Raw genomic sequence first — 18,464 nt, 5'->3', positions numbered from 1 at the left:
AAAAGCCCCAACGTAAGCAAAACGCTCTTGCCCCACCACTCGGCACCTCGCTTAGGCTCGGCTGTCCGAGACACATGCACCGCTGGGCCCCTTGGCGCCGCGCCTACACTCGACCCTCACATTCATCCGGGCGCACGGCACCCTCGCTCAACCTGCGCCCTTTAGTAAGGGTTCGCGCATGCACACTTCATTGCCTTCTTCCCCAGCCCGACAGGGTGACGATCCACAACCGATCCAGGCCAAAGACAAGCCTCTCGTCACTTTTCAGCCTGTGACGTTGCCTGTGGTTCCCCCGGCGTCTTCGACCGAGGACCAGCAGGAGCACCTCATCGGCGAGCTCGCCAAACTCAACGTCCAAACCAACGACCTGATACAGGCACAGCCAAGCCTGGGCAGGGTGTATCAGCATAAATTGACTGAAGCCTTTCCCCATTCGCCCCGGCCCATCAACGCCAACCAGATCTTTTACAGCCGTTACCGAGAGGACCAGGAGGGGCAACGGCAACTCTTGTCCAGCGAACCGTTGGGGTCGTTGCTCACTCGGTTGCGCGCGACAGACGGCGGCACCTATTTGACCCAACAGAGCGGTGCCTTCTACCGGGAACCCAACACACTGGACGCGGACAAGCACCTGTCTTCAAACGGCACGGCGGCGCAGCTGGCCGGCTCGACGGAAATCGCCGTCATCCAAAGTCTGAACGCGTTCTGGGACACCGCCGAGGACGACCAACCCGACCCGGAGGAACAACTGATTGCCTTGCGTCGCCAGGTGCTGGCCCATCAACTGGCGCTGCGCACGGTGGATGGCACGTTATCGGCGGCCGGGCGGACACTGGCCGACAATGTGCTCAAGTACCCCACTGCGGCGGCGCGGGAAAAGGCCTTCGCCATCGACGACAGGCCCGCGGTATACCGACTGATGCTGGAGGACGGCAGTGAGCTCGCCGCCGCATTCATCCTCAACGCCACGGGCAAGACTCCGCCTACGGGCAGCGTGATGCTGTACAGCCCGGGCGAGGCGTTTGAGGAATATGAAAACCTGGACCGTTTGAATCAAGCCGTGGCGGCGCGCATACGCGAAGGCGGCCCGGCCGGCAAGCGCCTGCTCGCAAGCCTGTCGAAAACGGCCCGCGCAGGGCTGCCCGGTTTGCCCGTGCTGGCCGCAAGCCCGCCAACGATAGAGGCCGATATCGTGGCGCACTGTGTTCGCTCAGTACGAATTCGACAATATTTTGCTGTGCGCGAAGCCCTGCGCAAGGAAACATTGCCGGTGGCCGGCGAACTCGATCTGGCGGCGGACACCACCCAGTATCTGGACATCGCCGATGCCTTTGTCACACGTAATCTGCGCCTGATAGAGGTGCGCGAACCCGAGTGGCTGAAAACTGCCGACGCGCACGACCAGGCCCGCTACAGGCAATTGGAACAGGCGATGAGTGACAGCAATGCGGCGCTCATGCCTTTTCTTGAAAAGGTTCAGACACTGGAAGCGTTTTCACTCGAACACACAGACAAGATCCTGAAACAACTGAAACCGGCCTATGCCGACGTGGATATTGCCCCGTATAAAAGCCTGGTTCGTCTGCGTCTGTCCTCCTCCCTGCCGGTGGAGTTGACGGGGTATCGCGACGAGAACACCTCGGTCGTTTACATCACCGCCGATGAAAAAATAAACATCCCACGGTTTCTGGAAGGCCAGACACTGACCCGTGGCACCTGGAAGAGCCGGGTCGTCATAGACCTGCGCACACTGGGCAGTTACGCCCAGCGCAACGTCGACCCATGGTCCGCGCATGACTTCCACAGAACCATCAGCGCCACCGCCACCCTTGTCGATACCGACGGCAACACCAAGGGCACGCTTGGCGATTCGGATTTACGCGCGCTCGCCCAAGAAGCCGACATTGGAGGAAAATACGCCGAGTACCTGAGGTCAACCTTTGCGCAGGGCAGCGAAGGCAACAGCTTCGCCACCGCCTGGCAGCGCGCCAACGCGGCGAAAATGCACAAGGACGCCCTGGAGAGCCGGCTGAATCCCGATGTTCACAAGCTGTTTATATTCAAGACGCCCGGGAGCGGGCTTGACTGGATAAAGGCGGTGGTCGAGTACCCCGATTCCACAGAACGCCCCCGGGTCAGCGCGTCCGAGATCGACGTGAACCTGTTGGTGATGGGCGGCGCACTGGATGAAGGCCGAGGGGGGCAAGTGATCAACGGCGTGTTGATCATTCAGCGAAAAGGCACCACGCCTGGCGGCGTCTGCGTGCTGTATACGCCGGATGCCCCGGATGGAGCGCCGTTCAGGGAACTGGCCAACGGCCTGAGAGAGCTGGACGCGCTGAAGGCAAAACCGCAATGGCGAGCCTACTTCAGCGCGCGCATGGCCACTAACGATGCGCACGAGCGCTCACGGATCTTCAGCGACACACGCGGCGTGCACCGCTATGCCTTAACAACGATAACCGGCAATTTTCACGCGTATTTGTATCTGGTGCAGCTTGGGTTTCAACTCGCGCATGCCGCTTTCCGTTCACGCAGCAATGCGCAGATTTCCCGCGAGTCCACCGTAAACGCCTTTATGTTCGGCATTGAAGTGGCCGATCTTTTTATCGGCCTGGTGCCCGGCAAGGCCGCACAGACGTTTGTGCGCAGGGGCATAGAGAAAGGGCTAGGCCTGACCAGACAACTGGGCCGCCGTATGCCGGGGCTGGTCCGAAAAATCGGCACCCACCACAGGGCACACATCGCGGTCACAAAGGCTTCGATCCGGCCGTTGGAGCCGGCCTGGGTCGATGTTGCCGCGTATCGGTTGCCCCAACCGATCGACGCATTCTTTGATGTGGAAGAATTTGCCCAGGCGAACCACTACACGCTGTGGCGCACATCGGGCAACGCCCCGTGTTTTTTTGACAAACACAATAATCAACTGATCGCGATGAGGGACGAAGGCGGGCGTTATCACCTGTTTCAGTCCTTTGTCGAAGACGGTGCGCGCTATGTAAAAGACCCGGCAGGAAACAGCGCGAACTTTATGGTGGTGCCGGGCGACGCAAAAAGCTGGAAGCCACGTTTCGAACGCACGACAGCGGGCGGCGGCACGGTGATGGGCATGCTGCGCGGGCTCACGCCTGAACAGCAAGTCGATGCCGACCTGATCGCGGCGCTTGGTATCTACTCAACAGATGAGCAGTTAAGGTATTTCGAACCCCTCATTAAAGAAATGACGGAGCCACAGAAGCGAACACTGCTGGCGAACGCACGAGAGCAGATGGGTAATATCGACGAAGCCACCTTTCGTCGCAGGGTCTCGGGGCAGCGGAATTTAAGCCCACGCGCCAAAAATGAATTACGTGACGCATTGTTGAGGCTGCATTCGGAGACGGACATCTATGTCCACATAAACAGATCAACCTCGAACCTGGTCCCTCCCCTGCTCCCGTTGGACAAAGATAAATTATTTAAAAAAATAAAAAGACTAATTGGCAAAAACGATAACTTTTCAAAAGAAATCCGAGCCTCCATTAGAATTCAGGACCCCGACACAAACGCACAGTTTGTAGGTTATGCGATCACACCCAAGCAGATGAAGAGCCTGGATAAATTTGATGAAAATTATAAACTTTCAACTTGGTCATCGGATTCGCTCAAGGCGTTTCTAAACGAAAAAGGACGCCAACAAACGCTTACCCGAATAGCTACCGATAATAAAATTACGCGCGAAGAGGCGCTGGAATCGCTTTTGTCGAACCCTGAAGTACAAAAATCCTTAACCCTGTTCAGAACAATAAAATTCAAGGAAAAGCTCAAGGAACTTGGCGTGGTCTCCTACGCCGAGGACTTTAAAAAATCCGGCATTCCCTATGTCGCCATGTCACGCGGTACATACAAGAGTGGTGAGTCTGGCGTAAGAATGATCGACAGTGTCGCCGTCACGGATTTTGAAAATAACCTCCCTCGGTTTTCAGCGTCTTTAGAGTTTGACGCCCCCCGTGTACCCATCAAAAAAATTGAAAAACCATCCCCTGCACCGACACCTTCCCCGGCTCCCCCAACGGCCCGAGACCCCGCGGTCAACATCGTGAAGCAGGACGAGTTGTTAGAAGCGCAAAGCCCGCTGCTATCAGAGAGTGCGAGAAACAAACTCGAGCAGATCACTCAGGACATTCAGGCAGGTCGTGTCAGCCGCAAAAAAATCGGCAACTACACCTATACTGATTTACCCCAGATAGAGGCAGGCGCGGGCCGTGGTCGATGGCGGGTGGCCATTGAGCGCACCGCAAAAGAGGATGGCAAAGATGTCTTCGTACTCCGAGGTATCTTTGATTATCACGATACCCGGTCGGTCGCCTGGGGAATGTAATGCCCCCTTAACCCTCGCCGCGCAGCTCACGCCACATGTGGATCTTGTCGAAGTAGTCCAGGCCCACCCGCACCGCCAACGGTTCCAGGCCGTACTGGATAAAGCCGCAGTGCCGGTACAACGCAAAGGCGGCGTCATTGCCGGCGGTGACGGTCAGTTGGACCACCTTGAGGTGCGGGTGCTCGCGTGCCTGGTAGAGTGCCGCCTGCACCAACCGGCGGCCCAGGCCGTTGCGTTGATGGGCTGCAGTCACGTACATGCCGAACAACGTCACCTTGTGCCGCGCTTTCTCCCGAGGCTCGAACGCCAGGCCGACGATGCCGACCAGTGCGTCGCCGGCATATGCGCCGAGCAAACGGTCCAACGCACCGTCCAGGCGCTTTTGCCACCAACTCAACGGCATCGCTGCGCGCTCGGCGACGCTGGAGGTGAACGCCTGGGGATAAACATCATAGGCCTCGAGCATCAATGCCCGATAGGCCTCGGCATCGCAGGCGTTGAGTGGGCGAATCGTCATGCGCCGAGCAGCGACGCGCGGTAGAGCGGCAGGATCTGGTCACGGCTCAGCGGCGCCAATGGCAGGCCGCCGTCGCCCATGGGGTCGATCCAGCGTATTTCTTCAATTTCAGCGGCCGGGGACACCGCCACGTCGATGTGCAGCTGGAACATGTCGGCCTGCACGGTGAAGCCCGGCTCGTTGGCCGCAGGCCCAGAGAACTGCCCGAGGTACACCGCTTGTGCCGGATCGATATGCAGGTTCAGTTCTTCCCGCAGCTCGCGGGCCAGCGCCTCGACCGGTTGTTCGCCAGCGTCAATCTTGCCGCCGGGCTGCATGAAAGCCAGGGTCCCGCGTTTGCGCACCAGCAAGGTCTGGCCGTGTTTGTCGATCAGGACCGCGGCAGCGATGCGGATAATTGAAGGGCTCATGTGGGAATCGTTATCTCGTCGGGTTGTTTGATAAATACGCTGTATTTTGCGCCCTCCATCGACTCGAACGCGATCAGCTTGTCCACCAGCGGCAGGTTCAGCACCTTGCCGGCGTTGAGCAGAAGCATGCCGTTGTCGGCGTTGAGGTTGCGCGCCAGGACCATGCCGTCTTCAAGTTCGCGGGTGGTGAGGACTTTGACCGTGGGGTCGCCCAGGGTCACGTCGCTGAGGAAGGTGGCGCAGGCCTGCACAAAATCCTCGACCAACTCCGGGTCGTAAAGGCGCCCGGCGTACTTGCGGATATACAGCAACGCTTCGTCGCTGTTCAGGTGCCGCTCCAGGATCAGGCCTTTTTGCAGCTCGATGAAGTCCACGGCCAGTTTCAGCAGCCGTGAACCCGCCGGGATCGCCTCGCCCTTGAGGTGGTCGGGAAACCCCGAGCCATCCCAACGCTCCTGGTGATGACGAATGATCCGTGCGGCGTCCTTCATCGGCTCCAGGGTCATCAACAGCGACTCGCTCTGGGTCGGGTATTCGCGATACAGCGCGCGGTCGGTGCTGTACAGCTTGTCGGACGGCGCAACCATCATGCTGTCGGTCCAGCTCAGTTTGCCGATGTTGTACAGCGCCGCAGCCATGGTCAGGTCGCGGGTGCTGGCTTCATCCATGACCTGGGCGGCGCAGTACACGCGGATCAATTCGATCAACGCGCGGTTGGTCTGCTTGTCCTTGGGCAGCCGCAGGTTGGCCAGCAACGAAAACACTTCGGTACCGGTCACGTAGCTGCGCTTGAGCTCGTCGTAGGCCAGGTCGAGCATGTCGGCGGTCTGTTGCAGTTCGGCGGTACGCGCCGTCACACGCTTTTCCAGCGTGGCGTTCAGCGCTTTGAGCTGGTCGTTCTGCTCCCGCGCAAGGCGTTCAAGCCGCTGATGTTCGAGGGTCTGCTGCAAGACCAGCTGCAACTCTTCGTCATTCCAGGGTTTGCTGATGTAGCGGTGAATCTGCCCGTCGTTGATCGCCTTGACGATGGTGGTCAGGTCGGCGTAACCGGTGAGCAGGATGCGGCCGGTGGCCGGGTACAGGCGGTGGACTTGCGCCAACAGCGTGGCCCCGTCCATACCGGGCATGCGCGCATCGCTCATCACCAGGTCGATGGGCCGGGTTGCCATGATTTCCAGCGCCTGGGCGCCGCTGGTGGCCAACACCACCTCGTAAGGCTGGTTGCGCAACAGGCGGCGCAGGCTGTTGAGGATCGACTCTTCATCATCGACCAGCAGCACAGCGGACTTCGTAGCGAGTTGTTCATCCATGGCGACTCTGCCTTCAAATTAAACGATGTGAAGCTCAATTGAACCGGTGCGCCGTGCCGATCCAGGCCAGCAGCGCGAAAATGCTGTTGATTTGACGCCAACTGGCCGTCGATATCAAGGGAGCTCAGCTATGCTGTCACTGCATGTTCACACCCCTTTGATTGTAAAACCAGGGAAGGAATCGTTATGCCGTCGAGTCTTCTGCACAGGCGCAGGGCACCATGACCCCGGAATCAGGGCGGGCCAACCGTCGCATCCTGATCGTCGATGACACGGCTTCGATCCACCAGGATTTTCGCAAGATCCTCTGCGCCGACGAGCACGGCGAGCCCTCCCTGGACACCTTGGAGTCGGCCCTTTTCGGCACCGCCGCGCCGGTACGCCAGACATTCGAGCTGGACTCCGCCTACCAGGGCCAGGAAGCGTTGGCGCTGGTGAACAAGGCCCTGCAGGCCCAGGCGCCCTATGCGCTGGTGTTTATCGACATGCGCATGCCCCCCGGTTGGGACGGTCTGCAAACCATCGAACAGCTGTGGAACGTCGACCCCAACCTGCAAATTGCCCTGTGCACGGCCTATTCCGACTACTCCTTCGAGGCGATCGAAGCGCGCTTGAAGTACAACGATCAGTTGCTGATCCTGAAAAAGCCGTTCGACCACCTGGAAATCCGCCAGATGGCCAGCGCCCTGACGTGGAAATGGCAACTGGCCCAGGACGCCGCGCTCAAGGTGATCAGCCTGGAGCGCACCATCGAAGAACGCGTGCAGGAACTGCTCAAGGTCTCGCACCTGTTGCAATACGACGCCCTCACCGGGCTGCCCAACAGTACGCTGCTGGGCGACCGGCTGACCCAGGCCATCGCCCTGGGCCGGCGACATGACACGCAACTGGCGGTGATGTTTATCGGGCTCGACCGCTTCAAGCGCATCAACAATGCCCTGGGCTACCCGGTGGGCGATGAAGTGCTCGAGCAGGTCAGCCAGAACCTGGTGGCAACGGTACGGGCCTCTGATTCGGTGTTTCGCTACGGCGCCGATGAATTCGTGATCCTGCTCAACGATATCCAGCACCCCCAGCAAACCCAGCACATTGCGCAAAAAGTGCTGAATGCCATCAGCGCGACGCGGCACGTCGCCGGGCAGGACCTGAGCGTGACCGCGAGCCTTGGGATCAGCGTTTACCCCAACGACAGCGCCAACGCGGTGGGGTTGATCAAGCAGGCTGAAACCGCCATGCGCACCAGCAAGGAACGCGGCCCGAACGACTTCAGTTTTTATACCGAAGACATGAACCTGCGCGCCCGGCACCAGCAAAACCTGGAGAGCGCGCTGCGCCAGGCGCTGGAGCGCGATGAGTTGGTGCTGCACTACCAGCCCAAGCTTGCGCTGGAATCCGGGCGGATCGTCGGCGCGGAGGCACTGACACGCTGGTCTCATCCAAGGTCCGGCTGGATCAGCCCGGCCGAGTTCATTCCGGTCGCCGAAGACAGCGGCCTGATCGTGCGCCTGACCCAGTGGGTACTGCGCCAGGCCTGCGCACAAGCCCAAGCCTGGCGACAGATGGGCCTGGCGCCGCTGCGCATGTCGGTGAATATTTCGGCGATCGACTTTCGCCAACGCAACTTCGTCGACAACCTGGCCGCCATCCTCGAACAAACCGGCCTGCCGCCCGCCCTGCTGGAGCTGGAAATTACCGAAAGCGTGCTGATGCAGAACGTCGATGAAACCGTGGCGATCCTGCAAAGGATCAAGGCGCTGGGGGTGCGCCTGGCCCTGGATGATTTCGGCACCGGTTACTCCAGCCTCAGCTACCTGCGGCGCTTTCCCATCGATGTGCTGAAGATCGACCAATCCTTCGTGCACGGCCTGAGTATTAATAGTCAGGACGAACAACTGATCAGCGCTATCATCGGCATGGGTAAAAGCCTGAAACTGGAAATAATTGCCGAAGGCGTGGAAACCCTCGACCAACTGAATTTCCTCAAAGCCCAGCGCTGTGAGGAGGGCCAGGGTTTTCTCTTCAGCAAAGCGTTGGCGCCGCAGGATTTCGTCCAGTTGCTGCAGGTGGGTAGCGCGACACTGATGCCCGATCAATAGCCCCAGGCCGCAAGGAGTGCTCGCTTGAGCCATGTTTCAACTGCCCGTACCGGCTTCATTCTCGCGTTGTGCCTGGGCAGCGGCGCACCGCTGGCCGCCGCACCGCTGAACGAGGCGCTCAAGCCCATGCCGGCAATACCGGCGCTGGACCCGGCCAAGGTTGAACTGGGCCGCCAGTTGTTCAACGAGCCGCGCTTGTCGGCGAATAACACGCTGTCCTGCGCCAGTTGCCACCGCCTGGAATCCGGCGGTGCCGACAACAAGCCGTTTTCGATCGGCTTTGACGGTAAACCTGTGGTGCTCAACACGCCTTCGGTGTTCAACGCCAGCCTGAACTTCAAGCAGTTCTGGAATGGTCGGGTAGACACGCTGGAAGCACAGGTTGATCAGGTGGTCACCAGCCCCGTGGAAATGGGCAGTGACTGGAACACCGTGGTGCAGAACCTGGCGGCCGTGCCCGTCTACCAACGCGCCTTCGCCCAGTCTTACCCCGATGGCCTCAGCGCCGCCAACGTGCAAAACGCACTGGCTACCTACGAGCGCACGCTGCTTACGCCCGACTCGCGGTTCGATCAGTATCTGCAGGGCAACACCGCGATACTGACCACCCAGGAAAAGTACGGCTACCAGCGCTTCAAGGAGTACGGCTGCATCGCCTGCCACCAAGGCGTGAACATCGGCGGCAATATGTTCCAGAAATTCGGGGTGATGGGCGACTACTTCCAGGCACGCGGCAACCCGCAGGAGTCAGACCTGGGGCGCTACCTGCTGACAAAGGACGAAGAGGACCGCTATGTGTTCAAGGTGCCCAGCCTGCGCAATGTCGCCGTCACCGCACCGTATTTTCACGACGCTTCGGCCAAGACCCTGGAAGAAGCGGTCGATGTGATGTTCAAGTACCAACTGGGGCGTAACCCGACCCAGGAAGACAAGGACCTGATTATTCAATTTCTCAAGACCCTGACCGGTAACTGGGCGGGCAAGCCATTATGAGACGTTTGTCACGCCTGTATCGCCGCCGCGCCAGTCAGGTGCTGCTTGGCCTGATGACCCTGTTCCTGGCCTCCACACTGGTGTTTTTGTACCTCAAGTCTTCCCGCGACCAGACGGCCACTTATACCCAGTCGCGAGACCTGATCCGCCAGCTCCAGCAGCTCAATGCCCAGTGGGACAGCGAAGTGCTCAAGGCGCGGATCGCGCTGACCCACAACTACGACCCGCTGGTGATGCCCCTGACGGAAATGACCCGGATCGGCGCTGAACTTGCGAGCCGCGACTCCTACCACAGCGCTGCCGACCTGCCGGGTTGGCAAGCCAGCCAGGCGGCCTATCAGGCGGCCATCCAGGACAAAGCCCGGCTGGTGGACCAGTTCAAATCCCACAACGCGGTATTGCGTAATTCGCTGGCGTTTCTGCCGACCGCCGAAGATGACATCCAGGCCCAATTCAACAGCATTGACGACGAAGGCCGCCTGCAAATGCAAAGCGTGGCCACCGACACCTATGACCTGCTGCTCAGCAGCCTGGAGTTCGCCCAAGTCACCAGCGACGAGCGCGCCGCCGATATCCTGGTGGGCCTGGGCAAACTGGCGATCAACAAACAGAGCCTGCCGGTTGAGTTCCGGGCGCCGGTGGACATCCTCAGCAATCATATTTCGCTGATCCTGCGCGAACAGCCCGTGGTCAACAGCCTGCTCGAACGGATTGCCGCTGTACCCGTGGCCGAGCACCTCGACGCGCTGACCACCCACCTCGATCAGGACCAGCAGGCCGCCGACCTCATCGAACATCAATACCACCGCTACCTGCTGGTGTTCTCGACGTTGCTGGTGGTGCTGCTGCTCTACCTGGCCGTGCGCCTGCTGCGCAGTTTCGCCGAGATCAACCGCGTCAACCGCGCCTTGCAGTCGGCCAACGAAACCCTGGAACAACGGGTGGAACGGCGCACGCAACAACTCAAGGACGCCCAGAGCGAGCTGCTCGACAGCGCCCGCCAGGCAGGTATGGCAGAGATCGCCACCAACGTGCTGCACAACGTCGGCAACGTGCTCAACAGCGTGAATATTTCCGCCGACCTGGTCAGCCGCAAACTGCGCAGCAGCAAGGCCTTGGGCCTGGGCAAGGCCATGCAACTGATCAACGCGCACCAGGGCGACCTGGGCACCTTTTTCACCGAGGATGAAAAAGGCAAATTGCTTCCGGGCTACCTGAACCAACTGGTGGACGCGATTGCCATCGAGCAGCAAGGCATGAGCGATGAGCTGGCGCAGCTGAGCAAAAGCGTCGACCACATCAAGGACATCGTCTCGACCCAGCAATCCTATGCCGGCGCTTCCAAGCTGCTGGAGCCTGTGGATATCGGTGCCCTGATGGACGATGCCTTGCGCATGAACGCCGGCGCCCTGAGTCGTCACCACGTCACGGTGGTCAAGGAATACGCGCCGGTGCCGCAGATTCTGGGGGACAAACACCGGTTGCTGCTGATCATGGTCAACCTGATCAGCAACGCCAAGTACGCCATGACCGGTCTTTCCGAGCGGCCACGGCAAATCACCCTGAGGGTCGAACAGGTAGATGACCAGACCCTTAAAATCAGTGTGAAAGACGACGGCGAAGGCATACCGGTCGAGAACATGACGCGGATCTTCACCCACGGCTTTACCACCCGCAAGGAAGGCCACGGTTTCGGCCTGCACAGCTGCGCCCTGGCCGCCGTGGAAATGCACGGCCAACTCACGGCTCACAGCGACGGACCGGGCCTTGGCGCGGTGTTTACCTTGACGATTCCCCTGACCCTTGTCGGAAGTACCGCATGAACCAGCCTCCCAACCGGCGCATCCTGCTGATCGATGACACCCCGTCCATTCATGAGGATTTTCGCAAGATCCTGATGCCGAGCGCGCCATCCAACGAGGCGCTGGACGAGATGGAGTCGGCGCTGTTTGGTGACACCGCCACGCCGCAAGCCCAGGCGTTCGAGCTGCACTGCGCCTATGGCGGCGAAGAAGGCCTGGCCTTGCTGAGCACCGCCATGGCCGAGCAACGCCCTTACGCGTTGGCCTTCGTTGACATGCGCATGCCCCAAGGCTGGGACGGCGCGAAGACCATCGAGCAACTGTGGAAGGTCGCACCCGACCTGCAAGTGGTGGTATGCACCGCGTACTCGGATTATTCCTGGGATGACCTGCTGTCGCGCCTGAACGCCTATGACCGCTTGCTGATCCTGAAAAAGCCGTTCGACAACATCGAAGTCCAGCAAATGGCCAACACCCTGGCCAATAAATGGGACATGGCCCGGCGCGCATCCCTGCAAACCCAGCATCTGGAACAGCTGGTGGAACAACGCACCCAGGCGTTGCAGTTGGAAATCAACGAGCGCAAGCACCTGGAAAGCCAGTTGGTGCAGTCGGAGAAGCTGGCCTCACTGGGGCAACTCGCGGCCGGCGTCGCCCATGAGATCAACAACCCGGTGGGCTTCATCTCATCCAACCTCAGCACCCTCGACAGCTACTTCAACCAGTTGCAACAGATGCTGGAGGCTTATCAACAAACCGAAGCGCTGATCCCGGCGCAGGACCAGCGCGAGCGGCTCAAGGCCTTGCGCACAGAACTGGAACTGGAGTTTCTCAAGGAGGACATTCCGGTGCTGATCCGCGAGTCCAAGGACGGCATTGGCCGCGTGGTACAGATCGTCAAGGACCTGAAGAACTTCTCGCGGGTGGATAACGACCAGACCTGGCAGTTCGCCAACCTGCAACAGGGCATCGATTCGACGCTGAACATCGTCGCCAGCGAACTCAAGTACAAGGCCGATGTGGTCAAGCACTACACGCCCCTGCCGGACATCGAATGCCTGGCCTCGCAGCTCAACCAGGTGGTGATGAACCTGGTGATCAACGCCGCCCAGGCCATGGGGCCGGAGCGCGGCACCATCACCATCAGCAACGGCGTGGACGGCGACACCATCTGGTTGGAAGTGGCGGACAACGGCTGCGGCATTGCTCCCGACACCGTGCAGAAGATCTTCGACCCGTTCTTCACCACCAAGCCGGTGGGCGAAGGTACCGGGTTGGGGCTGTCATTGTCCTACGGCATCGTCAAGAAACACCGGGGGCATATCTCGGTCAGCAGCGAGCTGGGCAAGGGCACGACGTTTCGGGTGGTGCTGCCGATTCGGCAGACGGCGGCGTAGGGCACGCCGCCGGGTACGGCCAGTGACCCATCAAGCCTGCAGCGCTATTTTTTGCTGGCGCAGCGTCGCGGCCAGGTCTAACAAGCCTGAACCTTCGCGCAGCCCTTTTTTGACGGACTCAGGCGTGGCGTCGTTCCTTACCACCGCATTGAGGTAACCGTTGGCTATCGCCTGGTAATCGCCGGTAACCGCACCGAGAAGCGCCTTGTCAAAACCGTCTTCGCGGGTTTTACGAAACCCGTCCAGCGCCCCGCTGATGGTGCCATCAAGGCCTGGCTTAGCCTTTGCAATTCCCTGCAACACGTTGCTCATGCCTGGGATAAACCACAGGCTCTTGGCCGCGTCAGCGGCAAACCGCTGGAATTTTCCCGGTGGGGTGCCGTCGCGCAACGCGTGGGAAGTGTGGTGGTGCTGAGCGGATTGCATCCGCTGCTCAGGGTCGATCGAGGCGGACGCGCCTTGATGAATGATGGAAGGGCCGAAAGCGGCAGATATGTTCGACATGAGCGATGACTCCAAGAGCATGAGAGAAAGGCGTCCTGCACGATAGTGGCCGCCTTTCGCCGAACGGTTCCATGGCTCGCGCCTGACAAATGCCGCCCCAGAGCCTCCGATCCTTGTCCCCTGTTTCAGTACGGGCGCAGAATGGCGGATCGACCTCGAGAGTCCGAACCAAGGAAAACCGTATGAGCCTGTCGTTACTAAGCCGTTACGCGTTCTTTGCCGTATGCACCCTGTTCACCCTTGCCAGCCTGCCCTTTATCGAACATGAATGGCTGTGGCCCATCACGATAGTCACCGGCCTGCTCAGTTTGATCGGCATTTTCGACCTGCTGCAAAGCCCCCACGCCGTGCGCCGCAACTACCCGATCCTGGGCAATATCCGTTATCTGGTGGAAGCCATCCGCCCGGAAATCCGCCAGTACCTGCTCGAATCCGACAGCGATGCCCTGCCCTTCTCCCGGGCCCAACGTTCGCTGGTGTATTCGCGCGCCAAGAACGAAACCGCCGACAAGCCCTTCGGTACCTTGATCGACGTCTATCAGTCGGGCTTTGAATTCATCGGCCACTCCATGCGGCCCGCCCCGTTGAGCGACCCGAGCGCGTTTCGCGTAATCGTCGGCGGCCCGCAGTGCACACAGCCGTACTCGGCGTCGGTGTTCAATATTTCGGCGATGAGTTTCGGCTCACTGAGCGCCAACGCCATTCGCGCGCTGAACCAGGGCGCCAAACTCGGCAACTTCGCCCATGACACCGGCGAAGGCAGCATCAGCCCCTACCACCGCGAAAACGGCGGCGACCTCACTTGGGAGCTGGGTAGCGGTTACTTCGGCTGCCGCACCAGTGACGGCCGCTTTGACCCGGAACGCTTTGCCACCCAAGCGCAGGACCCGCAAGTGCGCATGATCGAGATCAAGATGAGCCAGGGCGCCAAACCCGGCCACGGCGGGATCCTGCCCAAGCATAAAGTCACCCGGGAAATCGCTGACACCCGCGGCATCATGATGGGCGAGGACTGCATCTCGCCGTCTCGCCACAGCGCATTTTCCACACCGATCGAACTGATGCAATTCATCGCCCGGCTTCGCGAGTTGTCCGGCGGTAAACCGGTGGGGTTCAAGTTCTGCCTGGGCCACCCCTGGGAGTTCATGGGCATCGCCAAAGCCATGCTCGAAACCGGCATCCTGCCGGACTTTATCGTGGTCGACGGCAAGGAAGGCGGCACCGGCGCGGCACCGGTGGAATTCACCGACCACATCGGCGTGCCGCTGCGCGAGGGCCTGCTGTTCGTGCACAACACCCTGGTGGGCCTGAACCTGCGCGACAAGATCAAGCTCGGCGCCAGCGGCAAGATCGTCAGTGCCTTCGACATCGCCAGTGTGCTGGCCATCGGCGCCGACTGGGCCAACTCGGCGCGCGGCTTTATGTTCGCCATTGGCTGCATTCAGTCGCAGAGCTGTCACACCAACAAATGCCCGACTGGCGTCGCCACTCAGGACCCGCTGCGCCAACGTGCGCTGGTGGTACCGGACAAGGCCCAGCGCGTGTTCAACTTCCACCGCAATACCCTCCACGCCCTGGCCGAAATGCTCGCCGCCGCCGGGCTGGAACATCCTTCGCAGTTGTCGGCCAAGCACTTGGTGCGACGCATGTCGGCGACCGAGATCAAGCTGTTCTCGCAGCTGCATGTGTTCCTCAAACCGGGCGAGCTGCTCACCGGCGAGGTGAACGGCGAATTCTATTCGCGGATGTGGCAGATGGCGCGGGCGGACAGTTTTGAACCGCAGGAAGTAGCCGCCGCCTGATTCACACGGTTGAAGCCTGCCCGGCCTTCGGGCAGGCCATTGAGACATTCGGTAATACCCAGCCTTTTGCAATCGCTTACAAATACCGCCAACCTGCGCCCGCCCGACGTGCGGCGTACGACAACGCGCGCGCTCGCCACACTTACTCAACAACTTGTTCAAGAGCCCGCTGCCATGCTGAACGGACGCGACCCGCGCATCGATTTTTTTCGGGGCCTGGCGTTGATCTTCATTTTCTGGGATCACGTGCCCCACAATCCCCTGGCCCATGTCACCGTGCAGAACTTCGGGTTCAGTGACGCCGCCGAAATCTTCGTATTCCTGGCCGGCTACGCGGCGGTGCTGGCGTACGGCAAGATCCTGCAGCGTGAGGGTTATTTCATCGCCTGTTTAAGAATCCTGCGCCGGGTGTGGACGCTCTACGTGGTGCATATTTTCCTGCTGGCGCTGTTGATGGGCATCGTGATATTGGCCAACAGCCATATCGAAACCCGCGACCTGGTGCAGGAGATGGGCCTGGAGTATTTCCTCAACAATACCCAGCAGGCCCTGGTCGATGAATTGCTGCTGCGGTTCAAGCCCAACCTGACCGACCCTTTGCCGTTGTATATCGTGCTGATTCTGAGCCTGCCCCTCACGCTGCCGTTGCTGTTGCGTGTGCCGAGGGTCGCGGTGGGCGTTTCTGTGGCGGTGTACCTGCTGGCGCCCTGGCAGGGCTGGAACCTGCCGGCCAGCAACGGCGGGGTCTGGTACTTCAACCCGGTGACCTGGCAGTGCCTGTTTATCCTCGGCGGCGCAGCGGCCTTGCGATCGGCACGCCCGGCCGACCAGCGGCCCGTGTTGCGTCAACCGTTGTTCCTGGCGGCTGCGGCTTATGTGCTGACGAGCTGCGTGATCACCCTGTCGTGGCGCTGGCCCGAGGTGCACGATGCCTGGATGCCACGCCTGATCGGCGAATGGCTGTACCCCATCAGCAAGACCGACCTGTCACCGGTGCGCTTGCTGCACTTTTTGGCCCTGGCCTATGTCACCGCCAAATTGCTCCCCGGTGTCGGCTGGACGCAACATGCACTGGCCCGGCAACTGGGGCGGATGGGGCGCTACTCGCTGGAAGTCTTTTGCCTGGGTGTGGTGTTGGCGCCGTTGGCGGACATGGCCAACGCCCTGACCGGTGACACCTTCTCCATGCAGATATTCACCGCGCTGGTGGGGGCCGCAGTGATGATGCTGTTTGCCGCATGGCTGGAATTCAACAAGCAATTGGACCAGCGCAGAGCCGCTGTGCCCGCGCCTGGTTAGTGCCGAGCTGATTGACATGTGGGAGGGGGCTTGCCCTAATGCCAGTCAGTTAAGGCTTTTTGTAGGAACGAGGCGGGCGGCTAGCCCTTGCTCGCGAAAAACTCACAGGCACCGCGTTTATTCAGGAAGCACGCGTTATCGTTGACGTTTTTCGCGAGCAAGCTCGCTCCTACAGACGGTGGTGTACGCTTAACTGACTGGCATTAGGGCTTGCTCCCGATGGCGGTGGGTCAGCTGCACATTAGCTGACTGACACACTGCCATCGGGAGCAAGCCCCCTCCCACATGGGTTTTGCGGCGCCATCGGGCAAGCCCTCAGGCTGCAGAACGCACCGCCCCATTGGTCGGCTGCAACTTGAACACGTAGAACAACACCGTCAACAACACCAGAAACGCAGGCCCTACATACAGCGCTACGCGGGTGTCCGGGAAGTAAGCCATCAGGCCCACCACCAGCACCAGGAACGCCAGCGCCAGGTAGGAGCTGACCGGGTACAGCCACATGCGGTACTTGAGGCCCGCCTGCTCGGCCGGGCTCAGGCCTTTGCGGAATTTGAGCTGGGCCAGCAGGATCATCAGCCAGGTCCAGATCGCGCCGAAGGTTGCGATGGAGGTGACCCACACGAATACCTGGTCCGGCACCAGGTAGTTGAGCAACACGCCCAGCAGCAAGGCAAAGATCGACAGCAGCAGCGCTTTACGCGGCACGCCATTGCTTGATGTGGTGCCGAACGTCGCGGGCGCCTGGCCGTTCTGCGCCAGGCTGTAGAGCATGCGCCCGGTGCTGAAGATGCCGCCGTTGCACGACGACAGCGCGGCGGTGATCACCACGAAGTTGATGATGCCCGCTGCGGTCTTGATACCCAGGCGCTCGAACGTCATCACGAACGGGCTGCCCTGGGTGCCGATTTCATTCCATGGGTAGATCGACAGGATGACGAACAACGCGCCCACATAGAACAGCAAAATGCGCCAGAACACCGAGCCGATGGCGCTGGGGATGGTCTTCTGCGGGTTGCGCGCTTCACCGGCGGTGAGGCCGATCATCTCCACGCCCAGGTAGGCGAACATCACCATCTGCAACGACATCAATACGCCTTGCACGCCGTTGGGCATGAAGCCGCCATGGCTCCACAGGTTGGAAATGCCCAGCGCCACGCCGTCATTGCCGAAACCGAAAGCGATGATGCCGACGCCGCCGATCACCATGGCAATGATGGTGACGATCTTGATCAGCGCGAACCAGAATTCGAACTCACCGAAGGCCTTGACCGCGATCAGGTTGATGGTGCCCATGCTGATCAGCGCCGCCAGGGCCCAGATCCAACGCGGGGTGTCGGGGAACCAGACGCCCATGTACACCGCCACGGCGGTGATTTCCGCGATGCAGGTCACCAACCACAGGAACCAGTAGTTCCAGCCGGTCAGGAAACCGGCCAACGGGCCGAGGTAGTCCTGTGCATAACGGCTGAAGGAACCGGCGACCGGGTTGTGTACGGCCATCTCGCCGAGGGCACGCATGATCACCAGGATAGCCAGGCCACCGATGATGTAGGACAGCATGATGGCCGGGCCGGCCATTTCGATGGCCTTGGCCGAGCCGAGGAACAGGCCGACACCGATACAGGCACCGAGGGCCATCAGGCGAATATGCCGTTCACCCAATTCGCGTTTGAGCGGGCCGCCTGAAGCGGTCTCGCCATGGGGCAGTTGGTTGCCGACTGGCATAGGGATACAACCTCATCTTGTTATTGGATTGTCCGTCGAGTTTCCACGGTGCAAGCCGGTAAGCCTGCGCCCTTGTTGAAACCGGGGCCGCCTCATGGACGGGCCTGTCTTGCCAGGCAAGATCAACGGGGCGTGCAGTATAAAAAGCCCGGAGTAGGGCCTTTCACTATAAAAACGAGGCAATTTAGGGGAAGCATGGGTCAAAATGCAATTTTACAGGAGCATCTGACCTGCATCGGGCGACAA

At 60.3% G+C, this 18,464-nt stretch carries 12 protein-coding genes; 7 read left to right on the top strand and 5 right to left on the bottom strand.

Annotated elements, in window-relative coordinates:
- The first annotated feature begins 178 nt into the window (after positions 1-178).
- Positions 179-4,360, top strand: coding sequence for a dermonecrotic toxin domain-containing protein (locus C4J85_RS05370; RefSeq protein WP_124409154.1), 4,182 nt, complete (start codon positions 179-181; stop codon positions 4,358-4,360).
- Positions 4,361-4,367: 7 nt separating this feature from the next.
- Here the strand turns inward: C4J85_RS05370 and C4J85_RS05365 are convergent, their stop codons facing one another.
- From C4J85_RS05365 to C4J85_RS05355, 3 genes are read right to left on the bottom strand one after another with little or no spacing between them, the layout of a single operon-like run.
- Positions 4,368-4,877, bottom strand: a complete 510-nt coding sequence (locus C4J85_RS05365; protein WP_124409153.1) for a GNAT family N-acetyltransferase — start codon at positions 4,875-4,877, stop codon at positions 4,368-4,370.
- Entirely contained in the window at positions 4,874-5,287 is a 414-nt protein-coding gene (locus C4J85_RS05360) for an NUDIX domain-containing protein (protein ID WP_124365987.1), read from the bottom strand. Before C4J85_RS05360 ends, C4J85_RS05365 begins: the two co-directional genes overlap by 4 nt.
- Positions 5,284-6,597 (bottom strand): HD domain-containing phosphohydrolase, encoded by a 1,314-nt coding sequence (locus tag C4J85_RS05355; protein WP_124365986.1) that lies wholly within the window; start codon positions 6,595-6,597, stop codon positions 5,284-5,286. The genes C4J85_RS05360 and C4J85_RS05355 overlap by 4 nt, the downstream gene beginning before the upstream one ends.
- A 221-nt stretch (positions 6,598-6,818) precedes the next feature.
- Between C4J85_RS05355 and C4J85_RS05350 the strand changes: the two genes are divergently transcribed.
- Genes C4J85_RS05350 through C4J85_RS05335 form a run of 4 tightly spaced genes read left to right on the top strand, consistent with a single transcriptional unit; the run spans position 6,819 to position 12,885 of the window.
- Positions 6,819-8,693 carry a bifunctional diguanylate cyclase/phosphodiesterase gene (locus C4J85_RS05350; protein ID WP_124409152.1) on the top strand — a complete coding sequence of 625 codons (1,875 nt, stop codon included), beginning with the start codon at positions 6,819-6,821 and terminating at the stop codon, positions 8,691-8,693.
- 24 nt (positions 8,694-8,717) lie between these two features.
- The gene (locus C4J85_RS05345) at positions 8,718-9,686 is read left to right on the top strand and encodes a cytochrome-c peroxidase (protein WP_124409151.1); all 969 of its coding nucleotides are present in this window, start codon (positions 8,718-8,720) and stop codon (positions 9,684-9,686) included.
- The gene (locus C4J85_RS05340; RefSeq protein WP_124409150.1) at positions 9,683-11,509 is read left to right on the top strand and encodes a DAHL domain-containing protein; all 1,827 of its coding nucleotides are present in this window, start codon (positions 9,683-9,685) and stop codon (positions 11,507-11,509) included. Before C4J85_RS05345 ends, C4J85_RS05340 begins: the two co-directional genes overlap by 4 nt.
- A complete protein-coding gene (locus C4J85_RS05335) occupies positions 11,506-12,885 on the top strand; it encodes an ATP-binding protein (protein WP_124365982.1) in 1,380 nt (459 codons plus the stop codon). The genes C4J85_RS05340 and C4J85_RS05335 overlap by 4 nt, the downstream gene beginning before the upstream one ends.
- A 30-nt stretch (positions 12,886-12,915) precedes the next feature.
- On the opposite strand, the gene C4J85_RS05330 is transcribed toward C4J85_RS05335, so the two are convergent.
- Positions 12,916-13,389: a hypothetical protein gene (locus C4J85_RS05330; protein WP_124409149.1), complete on the bottom strand. Its 474-nt coding sequence runs from the start codon at positions 13,387-13,389 to the stop codon at positions 12,916-12,918.
- 182 nt (positions 13,390-13,571) lie between these two features.
- Between C4J85_RS05330 and C4J85_RS05325 the strand changes: the two genes are divergently transcribed.
- Together C4J85_RS05325 and C4J85_RS05320 are read left to right on the top strand one after the other, a co-directional pair.
- Positions 13,572-15,191, top strand: coding sequence for an FMN-binding glutamate synthase family protein (locus tag C4J85_RS05325; RefSeq protein ID WP_124409148.1), 1,620 nt, complete (start codon positions 13,572-13,574; stop codon positions 15,189-15,191).
- A gap of 174 nt (positions 15,192-15,365) precedes the next feature.
- Entirely contained in the window at positions 15,366-16,490 is a 1,125-nt protein-coding gene (locus tag C4J85_RS05320; RefSeq protein ID WP_124409147.1) for an OpgC family protein, read from the top strand.
- Positions 16,491-16,805: 315 nt separating this feature from the next.
- On the opposite strand, the gene C4J85_RS05315 is transcribed toward C4J85_RS05320, so the two are convergent.
- Positions 16,806-18,218: an amino acid permease gene (locus tag C4J85_RS05315; RefSeq protein WP_124409146.1), complete on the bottom strand. Its 1,413-nt coding sequence runs from the start codon at positions 18,216-18,218 to the stop codon at positions 16,806-16,808.
- Positions 18,219-18,464 lie beyond the last annotated feature (246 nt).

Origin of the sequence: Pseudomonas sp. R4-34-07, from assembly GCF_003852375.1 — a bacterium.
Lineage (GTDB): Bacteria > Pseudomonadota > Gammaproteobacteria > Pseudomonadales > Pseudomonadaceae > Aquipseudomonas.
This window is presented reverse-complemented; position numbering and strand designations above follow the sequence as displayed.

Bases quoted from the DNA above. Each gene is read 5' to 3' on its own strand.
- C4J85_RS05360 (WP_124365987.1), bottom strand. From the start codon at position 5,287: ATGAGCCCTTCAATTATCCGCATCGCTGCCGCGGTCCTGATCGACAAA.
- C4J85_RS05315 (WP_124409146.1), bottom strand. From the start codon at position 18,218: ATGCCAGTCGGCAACCAACTGCCCCATGGCGAGACCGCTTCAGGCGGC.
- C4J85_RS05335 (WP_124365982.1), top strand. From the start codon at position 11,506: ATGAACCAGCCTCCCAACCGGCGCATCCTGCTGATCGATGACACCCCG.
- C4J85_RS05350 (WP_124409152.1), top strand. From the start codon at position 6,819: ATGACCCCGGAATCAGGGCGGGCCAACCGTCGCATCCTGATCGTCGAT.
- C4J85_RS05370 (WP_124409154.1), top strand. From the start codon at position 179: ATGCACACTTCATTGCCTTCTTCCCCAGCCCGACAGGGTGACGATCCA.
- C4J85_RS05325 (WP_124409148.1), top strand. From the start codon at position 13,572: ATGAGCCTGTCGTTACTAAGCCGTTACGCGTTCTTTGCCGTATGCACC.
- C4J85_RS05320 (WP_124409147.1), top strand. From the start codon at position 15,366: ATGCTGAACGGACGCGACCCGCGCATCGATTTTTTTCGGGGCCTGGCG.
- C4J85_RS05330 (WP_124409149.1), bottom strand. From the start codon at position 13,389: ATGTCGAACATATCTGCCGCTTTCGGCCCTTCCATCATTCATCAAGGC.
- C4J85_RS05340 (WP_124409150.1), top strand. From the start codon at position 9,683: ATGAGACGTTTGTCACGCCTGTATCGCCGCCGCGCCAGTCAGGTGCTG.
- C4J85_RS05355 (WP_124365986.1), bottom strand. From the start codon at position 6,597: ATGGATGAACAACTCGCTACGAAGTCCGCTGTGCTGCTGGTCGATGAT.
- C4J85_RS05365 (WP_124409153.1), bottom strand. From the start codon at position 4,877: ATGACGATTCGCCCACTCAACGCCTGCGATGCCGAGGCCTATCGGGCA.